The 16,023-nt window shown below is 66.5% G+C and carries 15 protein-coding genes; 7 read left to right on the forward strand and 8 right to left on the reverse strand.

Features of this window, described 5'->3' with window-relative positions; genetic code table 11:
• Positions 1-118: 118 nt before the first annotated feature.
• Both CFB40_RS10205 and CFB40_RS10210 read left to right on the forward strand, forming a co-directional pair.
• Entirely contained in the window at positions 119-739 is a 621-nt protein-coding gene (locus tag CFB40_RS10205) for a ComEA family DNA-binding protein (protein ID WP_089425577.1), read from the forward strand.
• Between the two features lie 88 nt (positions 740-827).
• Positions 828-1,265 carry a YidB family protein gene (locus CFB40_RS10210; RefSeq protein WP_069248127.1) on the forward strand — a complete coding sequence of 146 codons (438 nt, stop codon included), beginning with the start codon at positions 828-830 and terminating at the stop codon, positions 1,263-1,265.
• Between the two features lie 103 nt (positions 1,266-1,368).
• On the opposite strand, the gene clpB is transcribed toward CFB40_RS10210, so the two are convergent.
• Together clpB and CFB40_RS10220 are read right to left on the reverse strand one after the other, a co-directional pair.
• Positions 1,369-3,966 (reverse strand): ATP-dependent chaperone ClpB, encoded by a 2,598-nt coding sequence (gene clpB / locus CFB40_RS10215; RefSeq protein WP_089431171.1) that lies wholly within the window; start codon positions 3,964-3,966, stop codon positions 1,369-1,371.
• Positions 3,967-4,123: 157 nt separating this feature from the next.
• Positions 4,124-4,639: an Rrf2 family transcriptional regulator gene (locus CFB40_RS10220; RefSeq protein WP_089425579.1), complete on the reverse strand. Its 516-nt coding sequence runs from the start codon at positions 4,637-4,639 to the stop codon at positions 4,124-4,126.
• Between the two features lie 248 nt (positions 4,640-4,887).
• Between CFB40_RS10220 and CFB40_RS10225 the strand changes: the two genes are divergently transcribed.
• A complete protein-coding gene (locus CFB40_RS10225) occupies positions 4,888-5,448 on the forward strand; it encodes a group III truncated hemoglobin (RefSeq protein ID WP_089431172.1) in 561 nt (186 codons plus the stop codon).
• A gap of 67 nt (positions 5,449-5,515) precedes the next feature.
• Here CFB40_RS10225 and CFB40_RS10230 read toward each other — a convergent pair whose 3' ends face one another.
• The 6 genes from CFB40_RS10230 to CFB40_RS10255 form a co-directional block, all read right to left on the reverse strand.
• Positions 5,516-5,992: a molybdenum cofactor biosynthesis protein MoaE gene (locus tag CFB40_RS10230; protein ID WP_089431435.1), complete on the reverse strand. Its 477-nt coding sequence runs from the start codon at positions 5,990-5,992 to the stop codon at positions 5,516-5,518.
• Between the two features lie 10 nt (positions 5,993-6,002).
• Positions 6,003-6,260, reverse strand: coding sequence for a molybdopterin converting factor subunit 1 (gene moaD / locus CFB40_RS10235; protein ID WP_089425581.1), 258 nt, complete (start codon positions 6,258-6,260; stop codon positions 6,003-6,005).
• A 19-nt stretch (positions 6,261-6,279) separates the two neighbouring features.
• Positions 6,280-7,527, reverse strand: coding sequence for a molybdopterin molybdotransferase MoeA (locus CFB40_RS10240; protein ID WP_089431173.1), 1,248 nt, complete (start codon positions 7,525-7,527; stop codon positions 6,280-6,282).
• A gap of 242 nt (positions 7,528-7,769) precedes the next feature.
• Complete coding sequence (thrC, locus tag CFB40_RS10245) at positions 7,770-9,221, reverse strand: threonine synthase (RefSeq protein WP_089425583.1); 1,452 nt, start codon at positions 9,219-9,221, stop codon at positions 7,770-7,772.
• Between the two features lie 12 nt (positions 9,222-9,233).
• Positions 9,234-10,562 (reverse strand): homoserine dehydrogenase, encoded by a 1,329-nt coding sequence (locus CFB40_RS10250; RefSeq protein WP_046545878.1) that lies wholly within the window; start codon positions 10,560-10,562, stop codon positions 9,234-9,236.
• Positions 10,563-10,615: 53 nt separating this feature from the next.
• Complete coding sequence (locus CFB40_RS10255) at positions 10,616-11,854, reverse strand: pyridoxal phosphate-dependent aminotransferase (RefSeq protein WP_089425584.1); 1,239 nt, start codon at positions 11,852-11,854, stop codon at positions 10,616-10,618.
• Between the two features lie 316 nt (positions 11,855-12,170).
• Here CFB40_RS10255 and CFB40_RS10260 point away from each other — a divergent pair, with 316 nt between their 5' ends.
• The 4 genes from CFB40_RS10260 (at position 12,171) to CFB40_RS10275 (ending at position 16,017) form a co-directional block, all read left to right on the forward strand.
• Complete coding sequence (locus CFB40_RS10260) at positions 12,171-12,545, forward strand: Mth938-like domain-containing protein (RefSeq protein ID WP_012328660.1); 375 nt, start codon at positions 12,171-12,173, stop codon at positions 12,543-12,545.
• A gap of 124 nt (positions 12,546-12,669) precedes the next feature.
• The gene (locus CFB40_RS10265; protein WP_089425585.1) at positions 12,670-14,346 is read left to right on the forward strand and encodes a glycosyltransferase family 39 protein; all 1,677 of its coding nucleotides are present in this window, start codon (positions 12,670-12,672) and stop codon (positions 14,344-14,346) included.
• 13 nt (positions 14,347-14,359) lie between these two features.
• Entirely contained in the window at positions 14,360-14,731 is a 372-nt protein-coding gene (locus CFB40_RS10270; protein WP_011352303.1) for an EamA family transporter, read from the forward strand.
• 134 nt (positions 14,732-14,865) lie between these two features.
• Positions 14,866-16,017 (forward strand): DegT/DnrJ/EryC1/StrS family aminotransferase, encoded by a 1,152-nt coding sequence (locus tag CFB40_RS10275; RefSeq protein ID WP_089425586.1) that lies wholly within the window; start codon positions 14,866-14,868, stop codon positions 16,015-16,017.
• The last annotated feature ends 6 nt before the right edge of the window (positions 16,018-16,023 follow it).

Here is a 16,023-nt window from a genome sequence, read left to right on the forward strand (position 1 = left end):
CAGCCTGTCTTAAAAAGGGCACGCATTTGTCCTATGCTTAACGGCGACGCCCGGCCGGGCGTCACGCCGCCGTCCGTTGCAACAGCCATTCATCCGTCAGAACCAGGGAGCCTTTGCCATGCTGAAAAAGCTGCTGATGCTGTTCGTCGCGCTATCGCTGTCGCTCGCCGCAGGCCTTGCCGCGGCCGTCGAAGTCAACACGGCTGACCAGGCCGCGCTCGAGTCCGTAAAGGGTCTCGGACCCGTGAAGTCGAAGGCGATCATCGACGAACGCACCAAGAACGGCCCGTTCAAGGACGCGGACGATCTCGCGAATCGCGTCAAGGGCCTCGGCACGAAGTCGGTCGGGCATCTCGAGGAAAACGGCCTGACGATCGGCGGCGCGTCGACGCCGCCGAAGGGCGTGAAGCTGTCGAAGCCGGCCGCGACGACATCGGCTACCACGTCGGCCACGACGTCGGCAGGCACGGCGTCGACGTCCACGACCGCGACGGCCGGCACGACGGCCACCGCGCCGGCACCGGCGGCACCGGCGGCAAGCGCGCCGGATACGGCGGCGAAACCGGCCAAGGCCAAGCGCATGACGAAGAAGGAAAAAGCGGCCGCAGCAGCGGCGGCATCCGCCGATGCGGGTGCGAGCGCACCGGCCGCCGCGTCGTCGACAAAAGCGACGAAGGGTTCGAAGAAGAAAAGCAAGAAGGACAAGGCAGCCTCCGCCGCCGCGGCGTCGGGCGCCTGATGTGCGCCGCGCGCGCGACGGCGTGCGCGCGGCATTCGTTCAACGGGCGCCCACGGCGTGGCGCCCTTATCGGTAAAGGTGAAGAACCATGGGTCTCCTCGACATCGTTGGCGGTCTGCTCGGCGGCCAGGCCGGCGGCAACTCGCAAAGCGCGCTGATCACGACCGCGCTCGAATTCATCAACAACCAGCCGGGCGGCCTGAATGGCCTGATCGAGAAGTTCAAGGCCGGCGGCGCCGGCGACATCATCGGCTCGTGGGTCGGCACCGGCCAGAACCAGCCGATCTCGCCGGACACACTGCAGAACGTGCTCGGCTCGGACGCGATCGGTGCGCTCGCGAGCAAGTTCGGTGTCGATCCGTCGATGGCCTCGACCGTCCTCGCGCAGGTGCTGCCGCACGTCGTCAACCACGCGACGCCGGATGGCGCGGTGCCGGCCGACGGCCAGGCACAGGTCGACCCGTCGAACGTGCTCGGCTCGCTGTCGCAGATCGCCGGCATGTTCGGCGGCAACAAGCAGGGCTGACGCGCTGCGTCGTTGCGACGCGCCATAAGCAAACACCCCGCCGAGGCGGGGTGTTTGTTTTTGCGCGCCCGGCGCGAACCGGGCGGCAGCCAAAGGCCTGCGATCAGTGAACGACGCGGTCGAACACGAACTGGCCGTCGTTGACGTCGACCGGGATCACGTCCTTCGGACCGAAGCGGCCCGCGAGGATCAGCTTCGCGACCGGGTTCTCGATCTCCTGCTGGATCGCGCGCTTCAGCGGCCGCGCACCGAACACCGGGTCGTAGCCGACCTTCGCGATCTGTTCGAGCGCCGCCGGCGACACGTCGAGCGCCATGTCGAGCTTCGCAAGCCGATCGTGCAGGCGTGCGAGCTGGATCTTCGCGATCGACTCGATGTTGCTGCGGTCGAGCGCATGGAACACGACGACGTCGTCGATCCGGTTCAGGAACTCGGGGCGGAAATGCTGCTTCACCTCGAGCCACACGGCGTCCTTGATCTCTTCCTGCGGCGCACCCGTCATCGCCTGGATGACCTGCGAGCCGAGGTTCGACGTCATCACGATCACCGTGTTCTTGAAGTCGACCGTGCGCCCCTGCCCGTCTGTCATGCGGCCGTCGTCGAGCACCTGCAGCAGCACGTTGAACACGTCCGGATGCGCCTTCTCGATCTCGTCGAGCAGGATCACGCTGTACGGCTTGCGGCGCACGGCTTCCGTCAGGTAGCCGCCTTCCTCGTAGCCGACATAGCCCGGCGGCGCGCCGATCAGCCGCGCGACGCTGTGCTTCTCCATGAACTCGCTCATGTCGATGCGGATCAGGTGCTCTTCCGAGTCGAACAGGAACGACGCCAGCGCCTTGCACAGCTCGGTCTTGCCGACACCGGTCGGGCCGAGGAACAGGAACGAGCCGTACGGACGGTTCGGATCGGCGAGACCAGCGCGCGAACGACGGATCGCGTCGGCCACCGCGCTGATCGCCTCGTCCTGGCCGACCACGCGCTCGTGCAGCTTTTCCTCGATGTGCAGCAGCTTCTCGCGTTCGCCCTGCATCATCCGCGACACCGGGATCCCGGTCGAACGCGACACGACTTCCGCGATTTCCTCCGCACCGACCTGCGTGCGCAGCAGGCGCGGCCGCGTCGGGTTGTGCTGCTCCTGCTCTTCGGCCTGCGTGACCTGCTTCAGCTGCGCCTCGAGCTGCGGCAGCTTGCCGTACTGCAGCTCGGCAACCTTCTCCAGCTTGCCGTCACGCTGCAGCCGCGCGATGTCCGCCCGCACCTTCTCGATCTCTTCCTTCAGCTGCGCGCTGCCCTGCACCGCGGCCTTCTCGGCGGTCCAGATTTCCTCGAGGTCCGCATATTCGCGGCCGAGACGCTCGATCTCTTCCTCGATCAGCTGCAGGCGCTTCTGCGACGCTTCGTCCTGCTCCTTCTTCACGGCTTCGCGCTCGATCTTCAGCTGGATCAGGCGGCGGTCGAGCTTGTCCATCTCTTCGGGCTTCGAATCGATTTCCATCTTGATCTTCGAAGCGGCTTCGTCGATCAGGTCGATGGCCTTGTCCGGCAGGAAGCGGTCGGTGATGTAGCGGTGCGACAGCTCGGCCGCGGCGACGATCGCCGGGTCGGTGATGTCCACACCGTGGTGCAGTTCGTACTTCTCCTGCAGCCCGCGCAGGATCGCGATCGTCGCCTCGACGCTCGGCTCGTCGACGAGCACCTTCTGGAAGCGGCGCTCGAGCGCGGCATCCTTCTCGATGTATTTGCGGTATTCGTCGAGCGTGGTCGCGCCGATGCAGTGCAGTTCGCCGCGCGACAGCGCCGGCTTCAGCATGTTGCCCGCATCCATCGCGCCTTCGGCCTTGCCCGCGCCGACCATCGTGTGGATTTCGTCGATGAAGACGATCGTCTGGCCTTCGTCCTTCGCGATGTCGTTGAGCACCGCCTTCAGGCGCTCCTCGAATTCGCCGCGATATTTCGCGCCGGCGAGCAGTGCGGCCATGTCGAGCGACAGCACGCGCTTGCCCTTCAGCGTCTCGGGCACTTCGCCGTTGACGATCCGCTGTGCGAGCCCTTCGACGATCGCCGTCTTGCCGACGCCCGGCTCGCCGATCAGCACCGGGTTGTTCTTGGTGCGGCGCTGCAGGATCTGGATCGAACGGCGGATTTCGTCGTCGCGGCCGATCACCGGATCGAGCTTGCCCGCACGGGCGCGCTCGGTCAGGTCGACCGTGTATTTCTTCAGCGCCTCGCGCTGGCTTTCCGCGTCCTGGCTGTGCACCTGCGAGCCGCCGCGCACCGCGGCGATCGCGGCTTCGAGCGCCTTGCGCGTGAGGCCGTGCTGGCGGGCGAGCTTGCCGGCCTCGCCCTTGTCGTCGGACACGGCGAGCAGGAACATCTCGCTCGCGATGAACGTGTCGTTGAGCTTCTGCGCTTCCTTGTCGGCCTGGTTCAGCAGCCCGGCGAGTTCACGGCCGATCTGGATGTCGCCGCCCGTGCCCGTCACTTGCGGCAGGCGCGAGATGGCCTCGTTCAGCGCGCCTTGCAGCGCCTGAATGTGAACGCCCGCGCGCGACATCAGCGAGCGGGCTGAACCGTCCTGCTGCGCGACCAGCGCCGCGAGAACGTGAACGGGTTCGATGTATTGATTGTCGCGGCCTGCCGCGAGGCTTTGCGCGTCCGCGAGTGCTTCCTGGAACTTGGTGGTGAGCTTGTCGATTCTCATTTAGTCGAGACCTCCAATTTTCGATTACCACCAAGATGAGGATGGTTATGCGGCTTTCAAGCGAAATTCGGGTTGATTCAGCGCAAAAATCGATGGATAACCTTGAAGCGGCCCCGGCACGGGCCATGGCCGGATCGAGACGCGCGGCGAGCGCGTATCAGCCGGCCGTCGACGGCGGCTCGACGGACGCTGGTGCGTCTTCCGGCAAAGGCTCGGCGCGCAGGCGCACGACCGGGTGGATGCCGAGCAACGCGGCGAGCGGCGAAGCGGGCTCGATCAGTTCGCCGAGCGTGTGACGGTCGAGTTCGGCGAAAAATGCATCGCGCGCGGCCGCCAGCACGCCCTTCAGCCGGCAATGCGGCTCGATCACGCAGCCGCGCGATTCGCCCTCGGCCGAAAAGCAGCCGACCAGCGCGAAATCGCTCTCGGTCGCACGCACGACCTCGCCGACGGTCAGTTGCAACGATTCCGGGAACAGCCGCAGCCCGCCATTGCGACCGCGGACGGTGTCGACCCACCCCAGCTCGCCGAGCTGCTGCACGACTTTCATCAGATGGTTCTTCGAGATGCCGTAGGCGTCCGAGATCTCCTGGATCGTAGCGAGCCCCTCGCCGCGCACGGCAAGGTACAGCATCACGCGCAGCGAATAGTCGGTGTAGTCGGTGAGTCTCATGGGCGAATACGGAAAAAATCGATCGTGCCCCGATGACGTGAGCCGGGCCGACCGGGATGCGCACGAGGCCGGCTGACGGCCCTGCTCCGCGGCCCCGGGTTGCCGGAATGGCGCGCGCGCAATAAGATGCGTGACACTTACACGTTTTTCAGGGGTGTTGGACGCTATTTTGCGTCAAAATTTGGCCGGTGTCCTACTCGATGCCCGCGCCGCCCCTGTCGTTGCCTATTTCTGCCGGCCCTTTTGCCATGACCGTCCTGCCCGCCTCTCCCGATACCGCACCGGCCCGCCCACGCGACACCGAGCCGACCGAAGCGAACATCCGCGATCTCGTCTACGCGTTCTACGACCGCGTGCGCGCCGATCCGCTGCTCGGGCCCGTGTTCGACGCGAAGCTGGCCGGCCGCTGGGACGACCACCTGCCGAAGATGGTCACGTTCTGGTCGAGCCTCGTGCTCGGCACCAAAGGCTATCGCGGCAACGTGCAGCAGGCGCACCAGCCGCTCGACGGGATCGAGCCGGCCCATTTCAGCCGCTGGCTGTCGCTGTTCCTGAAGACCGTCGAGACGCGCTACGCGCCGCCCGCGGCGATCCGCTTCATGGAGCCGGCGCTGCGGATCGCGCAGAGCCTCCAGTTGAGCCGGTTCGGCTGGGACTACCCGATTCCGCCCGAGCAGCAGGCGCTGCTCGACGCGATCGCGCCGCGCCGTCGCGATGCAGGCGACGATCCGCACGCGTTGCCGTCGCGTGCCCGCGGTGAGCCGTTTCCGACGAAGATCATCGGGCGCAGCGGCGATCCGGACGCGTAACGGGCAGCCGTCACGCGCGACGCTTGGCGCGCATGCGGCATAGCGCCGCATTACCCTGGCGCCACGCTCAGCGCCGTGTGTTCCTCGATTCGATGCCCCAGCGCGCGAGCGCGGCATCGTCGGTGCTGCGCGCATCGACCCAACGCTCGCCATCCGGCGTCGTTTCCTTCTTCCAGAACGGCGCTTCGGTCTTCAGGTAGTCCATCACGAACTCGCACGACGCGAACGCATCGCCGCGGTGCGACGCCACCGTTGCGACCATCACGATCTGGTCGAGCGGCAAGAGCCTGCCGACGCGGTGCACGATCGCGACGTCGATGCCCGGCCAGCGCCGGCCGGCCTCGGCGGCAATCTTCTCGAGCGCCTTCTCGGTCATCCCCGGATAGTGCTCGAGCTCCATCGCGGCCACCGAATCGCCTTCGTTCAGGTCGCGCACCGTGCCGACGAAGCACGCGACCGCGCCGATCTTCGGGTTGCGCGCACGCAATGCCGCGACCTCGGCGTTCAGGTCGAAGTCGTCGGTCTGGATTCGTACCGTTGCCATCGCCGGCACCTCACCCGCCCGTCACCGGCGGAAAGAACGCGACTTCGCAGCCTTCGGTCAGCCGCGTGTCGGGATCGGTCATTTCGTGATTGCACGCCATGCGCAGCGCGCGCCCTTCCGAGAGTGTCTCGGCCCACGCCCCGCCGCGCACGCGTAGCCACGCGCGGACATCGCCCACGGTCGTGACGCTGTCCGGCACGTCGGCCTGCTCGTCGGCAACACCCAGTGCCTCGCGTACGCTTGCAAAAAATTTCAGTTGAATCTTCATGGTTCGGGAAGCCGTCGCGTTACGACAGCAGTTCGGAAAACGGAATGAAACGCACGGTCTCGCCGGCGCTGATCGCGTGCTGCGGCGGATTGTCGATCAGGCCATCGCCCCACACCGTCGACGTCAGCACCGCCGAGCTCTGGTTCGGGAACAGGTCGAGGCCGCCGGCCGCGTTGACGCGCGCACGCAGGAATTCGTTGCGCCGGTCGCCCTTGTTTTGCGAAAAGTCGGCACGCAGCGACAGCGCGCGCGGTGCGACGTCGCGCACGCCGGACAGGCGCAGCAGGAACGGCCGCACGAACAGCAGGAACGTGACGAAGCTCGACACCGGGTTGCCGGGCAGCCCGATGAAGTGCGCATCGGGGCGTTCGTCGCCACGGCGCACCGCGCCGTACGCAAGCGGCTTGCCGGGCTTCATCGCGATCTGCCACAGCGCGAGCCGCCCTTCGGCCTCGACGGCCGGCTTCACGTGATCCTCGTCGCCGACCGACACGCCGCCGCTCGTCAGGATCACGTCGTGATCGCGTGCAGCCTCGCGCAGCGTGTCGCGCGTCGCGGCGAGCGAATCGGGCACGATCCCGTAGTCGGTCACGTGGCAGCCGAGCCGCTCCAGCAGCCCGCGCAGCGTGAAGCGGTTCGAGTTGTAGATCGCGCCGGGCTTCAGCGGCTCGCCCGGCATCGTCAGTTCGTCGCCGGTGAAGAACACCGCAACGCGAATCCGCCGCGCAACCGGCAACTGCGCACAGCCGACCGACGCGGCCAGGCCGAGCGCCTGCGGCGTGAGCCGCGTGCCGACCGGCAGGATCACCGAGCCCTGCCGGATATCCGCGCCCTGCGCGGTGATCCATTCACCGGCCTTCGGCGTGTGCAGGATCTCGACTGCATCGCCGTCGGCCGACGTCTGTTCCTGCATCACGACGGCGTCGGCGCCCGGCGGCACCGTCGCGCCGGTGAAGATCCGTGCGGCCGTGCCGGCTGCGAGCGGCGCGGCCGGATGACCGGCCGGAATACGCTGCGACACCGGCAAACGCCGCTCGCCATGCAGCAGGTCGGCGACGCGCACCGCATAGCCGTCCATCGCGCTCGTATGCATCGGCGGCACGTCGAGCGGCGAGCTCACGTCGGCCGTCAGCACGCGGCCGAGCGCGTCGAGCGTGGCGACGGTTTCGGCGCCGGGCAACGGCTTCGCGGCATCGAGCAGCGCGGCGAGCGCCTCGGCGGTCGACAGCATCGGCGCGCGCGGCGCCGCGGGATTCGGGTTCGACATCGATGGAATCGGGGATCGTTGGATTCAATACGTCATTGTAGCGACGCCGTCGCGCGGGCGCGCGATATGGCCGACATGCGGAAACTGTGATTCGCGCGAGCACGCCGGTCTGACACTTGTTTCGGCGTAGCGCGTCGATAGCCGCGCGGCACCGCCAAACGAAACGGCCGAAACGCCGATCCGTTCGACGAATCGGCGTTCCGGCCGTCCTGCTCAACCGGGCCCGCAGGCCCGGCCGTGCGTCATGCGCCCGTATGGGCGGCGATGAAGTCCTTCACCTGCTGCGCGTCGGCCTTCACGACCTCGAAACGCTGCGGCAGCGCCTCGAGACCGTCGAATGCGGCCGGCCGCTCGGCTTCGCGATCGAGTGCTTCGCGAATCGTCTCGCCGAACTTGATCGGCTGCGCCGTCTCGAGCACGACCATCGGCACGCCCGCGTCGAGATGCTCGCGCGCGACTTTCACGCCGTCGGCCGTATGCGTGTCGATCATCGTGTCGTAGCGCGAGAACACGTCGCGGATCGTCGCGATGCGATCCGCGTGGCTGCTGCGGCCCGACACGAAACCGAACTCGGCGACGCGCGAGAAATCGCCGCTCGCCGCGAGATCGAAGCCGCCCTTCTCCTCGACGTCGCGGAACAGCTGCATCACGCGCGCCGGATCGCGGCCGAGCAGGTCGAACACGAAGCGCTCGAAGTTCGACGCCTTCGAGATGTCCATGCTCGGGCTGCTCGTGTGATAGGTGTTCTCGGCGCTGCGCACGCGATACGCGCCCGTGCGGAAGAACTCGTCGAGCACGTCGTTCTCGTTGGTCGCGACCACGAGCTTCGCGATCGGCAACCCCATCATCCGCGCGATGTGGCCTGCGCAGACATTGCCGAAGTTGCCCGACGGCACCGTGAACGACACGCGCTCGTCATTCGACCGGGTGGCCGCGAAGTAACCCTTGAAGTAGTACACGACCTGCGCGACGACACGTGCCCAGTTGATCGAGTTGACCGTGCCGATCTTCTGCTGCGCCTTGAACGCGTGATCGTTCGACACGGCCTTCACGATGTCCTGGCAATCGTCGAACACGCCTTCGACCGCGAGGTTGAAGATGTTCGGATCCTGCAGGCTGAACATCTGGGCCGTCTGGAACGCGCTCATCTTCTTGTGCGGCGACAGCATGAACACGCGCACGCCGGCCTTGCCGCGCATCGCGTATTCGGCCGCGCTGCCCGTGTCGCCGGACGTCGCGCCGAGAATGTTCAGCGACTGCCCGTGCTTCGCGAGCGTGTACTCGAACAGGTTGCCGAGCAACTGCATCGCCATGTCCTTGAACGCGAGCGTCGGGCCGTTCGACAGTTCGAGCAGCGAGATCGGCGCGCCGTTCTCGGTGCCGAGCGTCTTCAGCGGCGTGATGTCGGACGCGTTCTCGCCATGGCGCGTGTTGCGGTACACGTCGGCCGTGTACGTGCGGCGCGTGATCGCGCGCAGGTCGTCGGCCGGCACGTCGTCGCAGAACTTCGACAGGATCTCGAACGCGAGATCCGCGTACGACAGCGTGCGCCAGCGCGCGAGCTCGTCGGCGGACACCGTCGGATACTCGGCCGGCAGGTAGAGCCCGCCGTCCTTCGCAAGACCGCCGAGCAGGATGTCGGAGAACGTGTGGCGCTCGCCGATGCCGGCGCCGCGCGTGGAGATGTAGTTCATGTCGCCCTCAGCTCAGTTCAGCGCTTCCATGCGCAGCTTCGTCACCTTCGACACGACCGTCGCGAGGCTCTCGATTTGCGCGATCGCCGCATTGACGTTCTTCTCGACCGTTTCGTGCGTGATCAGGATGATGTCGGTTTCGCCGTTCGCACCGTCGACCTGCTCCGACTCCTTCTGCAGCAACGCGTCGATCGAGATGCCCGATTCGGCGAGGATGCGCGTGATCGCGGCCAGCACGCCGGTCTGGTCGGCAACGCGCAGGCGCAGGTAGTAGCCGCTCGTCACTTCCTCGATCGGCAAGATCGGCGTGTTCGACAGGCTGTCGGGCTGGAACGCGAGGTGCGGCACGCGATGCTCGGGGTCCGCCGTGTGCAGGCGCGTGACGTCGACGAGATCCGCGACCACGGCCGATGCGGTCGGCTCCGCGCCCGCGCCCTTGCCGTAGTACAGCGTCGTGCCGACCGCATCGCCGTGCACGACGACCGCGTTCATCGCGCCTTCGACGTTCGCGAGCAGGCGCTTCTCCGGGATCAGCGTCGGGTGCACGCGCAGCTCGATGCCGTTTTCGGCGCGGCGCGTGATGCCGAGCAGCTTGATCCGGTAGCCGAGTTCTTCCGCGTAGCGGATGTCGGTCGCGTCGAGCTTGCTGATGCCCTCGACGTACGCGCGCTCGAACTGCACCGGCACGCCGAACGCGATCGCGCTCATGATCGTCGCCTTGTGCGCGGCGTCGACGCCTTCGATGTCGAAGGTCGGATCGGCTTCCGCGTAGCCGAGCTCCTGCGCGGCCTTCAGCGCGGTCGCGAAGTCGAGCCCGCGATCGCGCATTTCCGACAGGATGTAGTTGGTCGTGCCGTTGATGATGCCCGCGATGTACTGGATGCGGTTCGCGGTCAGGCCTTCGCGCAGCGCCTTGATGATCGGGATGCCGCCGGCGACGGCCGCCTCGAACGCGACCATCACGCCCTTCGCGCGCGCGGCCTCGAAGATCTCGGTGCCGTGCACCGCGAGCAGCGCCTTGTTGGCCGTCACGACGTGCTTGCCGTTCGCGATCGCGCGCAGCACGAGCTCGCGCGCGATGCCCGTGCCGCCGATCATCTCGGCGATGATCGCGATCGACGGATCATCGACGACCGAATTGAAATCGTCGGTGATCTGCGCGGCGCCGGCATCGCCGCCGAGCGCAGCCAGCGCCTTCGCCGGGTTGCGCACCGCAATGCGCGTCACCTCGATGCCGCGCCCCGCGCGTCGCTTGATTTCTTCCTGGTTGCGGCCCAGCACCGTGAAGGTGCCGCTGCCCACCGTGCCGAAGCCCAACAGGCCAACTTTGATCGGTTCCATGCTGCGTGTGATCGAATGAGTAAGAATTAGTGAGTTCCGTGTGGCCGTGCCGCTCAGGCCGAATGGCGCTTGCGGTAGCCGTCGAGGAAGCGTGCGATCCGGTTGATCGAATCGGTCAGGTCGTCGAGATTCGGCAGGAAGACCACGCGGAAGTGATCCGGCGTCGTCCAGTTGAAGCCCGTGCCCTGTACGAGCAATACGCGCTCCTCGAGCAGCAGGTCGAGAATGAACTGCTGGTCGTTCTGGATCGGATAGAGCTTCGGGTCGAGGCGCGGGAACATGTACAGCGCGGCCTGCGGCTTCACGCAGGTCACGCCCGGGATCGACGTGAGCATGTCGTACGCGAGCTCGCGCTGCTTGTACAGGCGCCCGCTCGGCACGATCAGCTCGTTGATGCTCTGGTAGCCGCCGAGCGCCGTCTGGATCGCGAACTGCCCGGGCACGTTCGCGCACAGGCGCATCGACGACAGGATGCCGAGCCCCTCGAGATAATCCTTCGCGTGCCGGCGGTTGTCACCGCCGAGGCCCGACACGGCCATCCAGCCCGCGCGATAGCCGCACGAGCGATAGCTCTTCGACAGGCTGTTGAACGTGACGGTGATCACGTCCTCCGACAGCGAACCCAGCGCCGTGTGCTCGAGGCCGTCGTAGACGATTTTGTCGTACACCTCGTCGGCGAACACGATCAGCCCGTGCTGGCGCGCGATCTCGAGCAGTTCGAGCAGCAATTCGTCCGAATAAAGCGCGCCCGTCGGGTTGTTCGGGTTGATCACGACGAGCGCCTTCGTGTTCGGCGTGATCTTGCGGCGGATGTCGTCGAGATCGGGCATCCACGCGTTCTGCTCGTCGCAGACGTAATGCACCGGCGTGCCGCCCGACAGGCTGACCGCCGCCGTCCACAGCGGGTAGTCGGGCGCGGGCAGCAGCACTTCGTCGCCGTCGTTCAAGAGCGCCTGGGTCGCCATCACGATCAGCTCGGACGCGCCGTTGCCGATGTAGATGTCGTCGAGGCCGACGCCCACGACGCCCTTTTCCTGCGTGTAGTGCATCACGGCCTTGCGCGCCGAGAACACGCCCTTCGAATCCGAATAGCCGGACGACGTCGGCAGGTTGCGGATCATGTCCTGGATGATCTCGTCCGGCGCGTCGAAACCGAACGGCGCGAGGTTGCCGATGTTCAGCTTGATGATGCGGTGGCCTTCTTCCTCGAGGCGCTTCGCGTGCTCGAGCACCGGGCCACGGATGTCGTAGCAGACGTTGAGCAGCTTGTTCGACTTCTGAATCGGTTTCACGACGACACGGTTCCTGGGTTGGCCTTGCGGCCGGGGGACGGGATCAAAACTGGAAAGCGGCCGGTCTGTGCGCGCTGTCTAGACTGGGGAAAAAGCGGGCGGTCGGGCGCGGCTTGTGGCGACGCGCGACGCAAGTGGCGCCCGGGGGCGACCAAAAAGTTATAATTTAGCGGATTTTGGCTGACTTTCGCAATGCACCATAGCCGCGCCGGGCCCGCGCCGTCAGGCGTCCCGCGTGCCCGGGCAAGCGAAACCGGCCATCCGGGCCCGTGTGGCCCTGCGATACATTCCCCCTACGGAACCGCGGAATACCGATTTGAAACTGCACCAGGACACGAGCGGCGCGCTCAACACCGTCACCGGCTACGGCCCCGATTATGTCGACGTCAATCTCGAACGCCATGAAACGAGCGTCATCGTGCTGCCCGGCGCGCCGGTCCAGGCATGGCCCGTGTCGTCGTTCGACGCGCTCGCGCCCGAGCATTTCGCGATGCTGCTCGACCCGACACCCGAACTCGTGATCTTCGGCAGCGGCGCGCGGCTGCGCTTCCCGCACCCGCGGCTCGTCGCGGCGCTCACGGCGAAGCGGATCGGCGTCGAGACGATGGATTTCCAGGCGGCCTGCCGCACCTACAACATCCTGATGGCCGAGGGCCGCAAAGTCGCCGCCGCGCTCTTAATTGAACGTTAATCCCGGATGCGGTAAAACTCGGGCCGGCGCAGCGGGTCGATCCCCCGGATCGGCCCGGCCAGGCCGCCCGCCCCCGGCGCAACCCGCCGGCGGCCCGTCACAATAACCAACAGGCTGAAAATCCATGAACGATACGCCGTCGAGGCTACCGCTCAATCGCATCACGCTCGTCCTCCTCGTCATCGCGCTCGCGATCGTCTGGTTCGCGCCGCTCGGGCTGCGCCACCTGATCCCGAGCGACGAGGGCCGCTATGCGGAAATGGCGCGCGAGATGTTCGTCACCGGCGACTGGATCACGCCGCGCTACAACGGCTACAAGTATTTCGAGAAGCCGCCGCTGCAGACCTGGCTGAACGCGCTCACGTTCGCGTGGTTCGGCATCGGCGAATGGCAGGCGCGCCTCTACACGGCCGTCGCGAGCTTCGCCGGCATCCTGCTGGTCGGCTACACCGGCGCGCGCCTGTTCAACCCGCTGTCGGGCTTCCTCGCCGCCGTCGTGCTCGCGTCGTCGCCGTACTGGAACCTGATGGGCCACTTCAACGCGCTCGACATGGGGCTCGCGTTCTGGATGGCGCTGTCGCTGTGCTCGCTGCTGCTCGCGCAGCGGCCCGGGCTGCGCCCGGCCGCGGCACGCGGCTGGATGTGGGCATGCTGGGCCGCGATGGCGTTCGCGGTGCTGTCGAAGGGCCTCGTCGGCCTGATCCTGCCCGGTGCCGTGCTCGTGCTCTATACGCTGATCGCACGCGACTGGGCGCTGTGGAAGCGCCTGTACCTGGTGAGCGGCCTCGTGATCTTCTTCGCGATCGTCACGCCTTGGTTCGTGCTCGTCCAGCAGCGCAACCCCGAGTTCTTCAACTTCTTCTTCATCGTCCAGCAGTTCCGCCGGTACCTGACCCCGGAACAGAACCGCCCGGGCCCGCTCTACTACTTCGTGCCCGTGCTGCTGGTCGGCTTCCTGCCGTGGCTGTCGGTCGCGTGGCAGAGCATCCGCCATGCGCTGCGGATGCCGCGCCAGCCGAACGGCTTCTCGCCGATGCTCGTGCTGCTGATCTGGAGCGCATTCATCTTCCTGTTCTTCAGCGCGTCGCATTCGAAGCTGATCTCGTACGTGCTGCCGGTCGCGCCGGCGCTCGCGCTGATCATCGGCGCGTACCTGCCGTTGATGAGCGCCGACCGGTTCCGCCGCCACCTGCTCGGCTATCTCGTGTTCCTCGTCGTCGCGGCGTTCGGGATCATCTTCCTTGCGTATCAGGGCGATGCCCGTACGCCGAACGCGCTGTACCGCGCGTTCCAGATGTGGCTGTACGCGGGCCTCGCGGTCGCGGCCGTGCTGACCCTCGCGGCCGCATGGCTGAACCGCCGCGCGGGCGCGGCCGCCGCGCTCGCCGCCTTCGGCGCCGCGTGGCTCGCGTTCGGCACGATCGGCGGCACCGGTCACGACGAATTCGGCCGCTACAGCTCCGGCGCACTGCTCGCGCCCACCGTGCGCGCCGAACTGGCGAAACTGCCGGCCGACACGCCGTTCTACTCGATCGAGATGCTCGATCACACGTTCCCGTTCTATATGGGCCACACGACGATCATGGTCCAGCGCCAGGACGAGCTCGCGTTCGGGATCTCGATGGAGCCGAACAAGTGGATTCCGACCGTCGACGAGTGGATCACGCGCTGGAAGCAGGAAACCCATGCGCTCGCGATCATGCCGCCCGGCGAGTACGACAACCTGGTCAAGCAAGGCGTGCCGATGCGCGTGGTTGCACGCGACAACCGCCGCGTGATCGTCGAGAAACCGCAATCGTAAGGACGCCCGCTGCATGAATCCCGTTTCGTTCGTCTGCATCATCACCGGCGTGATGCTCAACGCCTGTGCGCAACTTCTGCTGAAAGCCGGCGTCAACGCCGTTGGACACTTCGAATTCAGCCGTGCGAACATTATCCCGGTCGGCCTGAAGATCGCGACCCAATTGCCGATCATCGGCGGCCTCGGCTGCTACGTGCTGAGCGTCGTGGTCTGGATCGTCGGGCTGTCGCGGGTCGACGTGTCGATCGCGTACCCGATGCTGTCGCTCGGCTACGTCGTCAACGCATTCGCGGCCTGGTACCTGTTCGGCGAAGTGCTGTCGGTCCAGCGGCTCGTCGGCATCGGCATCATCCTGATCGGCGTGCTGGTGCTCGCGCGAAGCTGAGCACGCCCGCCGCGCGCATTAAGCGTCTGCCTACAAAAAATCACGGTGCGATTCCGCCAACCGGTGTTTAATGCCGGTTTCGGCCGGGATCGCCCGACCCTTTTATTACACGCCATTACAGGCCAAAAGCGTACATGAGCCAGACTACCGCTCCGTTTCTGCCGTTCACCCGCCCCGAGATCGATGAGGAAACCATCCAGGGCGTCGTCGACGTGCTGCGCTCGGGCTGGATCACCACCGGCCCGCAGAGCCAGAAATTCGAGGCGGCGCTGTCCGAGTACTGCGGCGGCCGTCCGGTCCGCGCGTTCAATTCGGGCACCTGCACGCTGGAGATCGGCCTGCGCATCGCGGGCGTCGGCCCCGGCGACGAAGTGATCACGACGCCGGCGTCGTGGGTCTCGACCAGCAACGTGATCCTCGAGACGGGCGCGACACCCGTGTTCGCCGACATCGATCCCGTCACGCGCAATATCGACCTCGACAAGCTCGAGCAGGCGATCACGCCGCGCACGAAGGCCATCATCCCCGTGTTCCTGTCCGGCCTGCCGGTCGACATGGACCGCCTGTACGCGATTGCGCGCGCGCACAAGCTGCGCGTGATCGAGGATGCGGCGCAGGCGTTCGGCTCGACGTGGAACGGCAAGCGCATCGGCGCGATCGGCGACATCGTGTCGTTCAGCTTCCACGCGAACAAGAACCTGACGACGATCGAAGGCGGCGCACTCGTGCTGAACAACGAGGAAGAAGCGACGCTCGCGCAGAAGTACCGGCTGCAGGGCATCACGCGCACGGGCTTCGACGGGATGGACTGCGACGTGCTCGGCGGCAAGTACAACCTGACCGACGTGGCCGCGCGCGTCGGCCTCGGCCAGCTGCCGCACATCGAACGCTTCACCGCGCAGCGCCGCGCGCTTGCGCGTGCCTACTTCGCCGCATTCGACGGTAGCGCAGCCGTGAAACTCGGCGTCGGCCTGCCGATCGCCGAATTCGAGAACGGCAACTGGCACATGTTCCTGATCACGCTGCCGCTCGAGCGCCTGACGATCACCCGCGCCGAGTTCATGGCGCAGATGAAGGAACGCGGCATCGGCACGGGCATCCACTACCCGGCGATCCATCTTTTCACGCTGTACCGTGCACGCGGCTTCAAGGAGGGCATGTTCCCCCACGCCGAACGGTACGGCGCGTCGACCGTCACGCTGCCGCTCTTCACGCAGATGACGGACGGCGACGTGCGTCGCGTGGTCGACGCCATCAACCAGATTTGTGAACAATACGGAAAATAAGCGTAC

The organism is Burkholderia sp. AU31652, assembly GCF_002223155.1.
Lineage (GTDB): Bacteria > Pseudomonadota > Gammaproteobacteria > Burkholderiales > Burkholderiaceae > Burkholderia.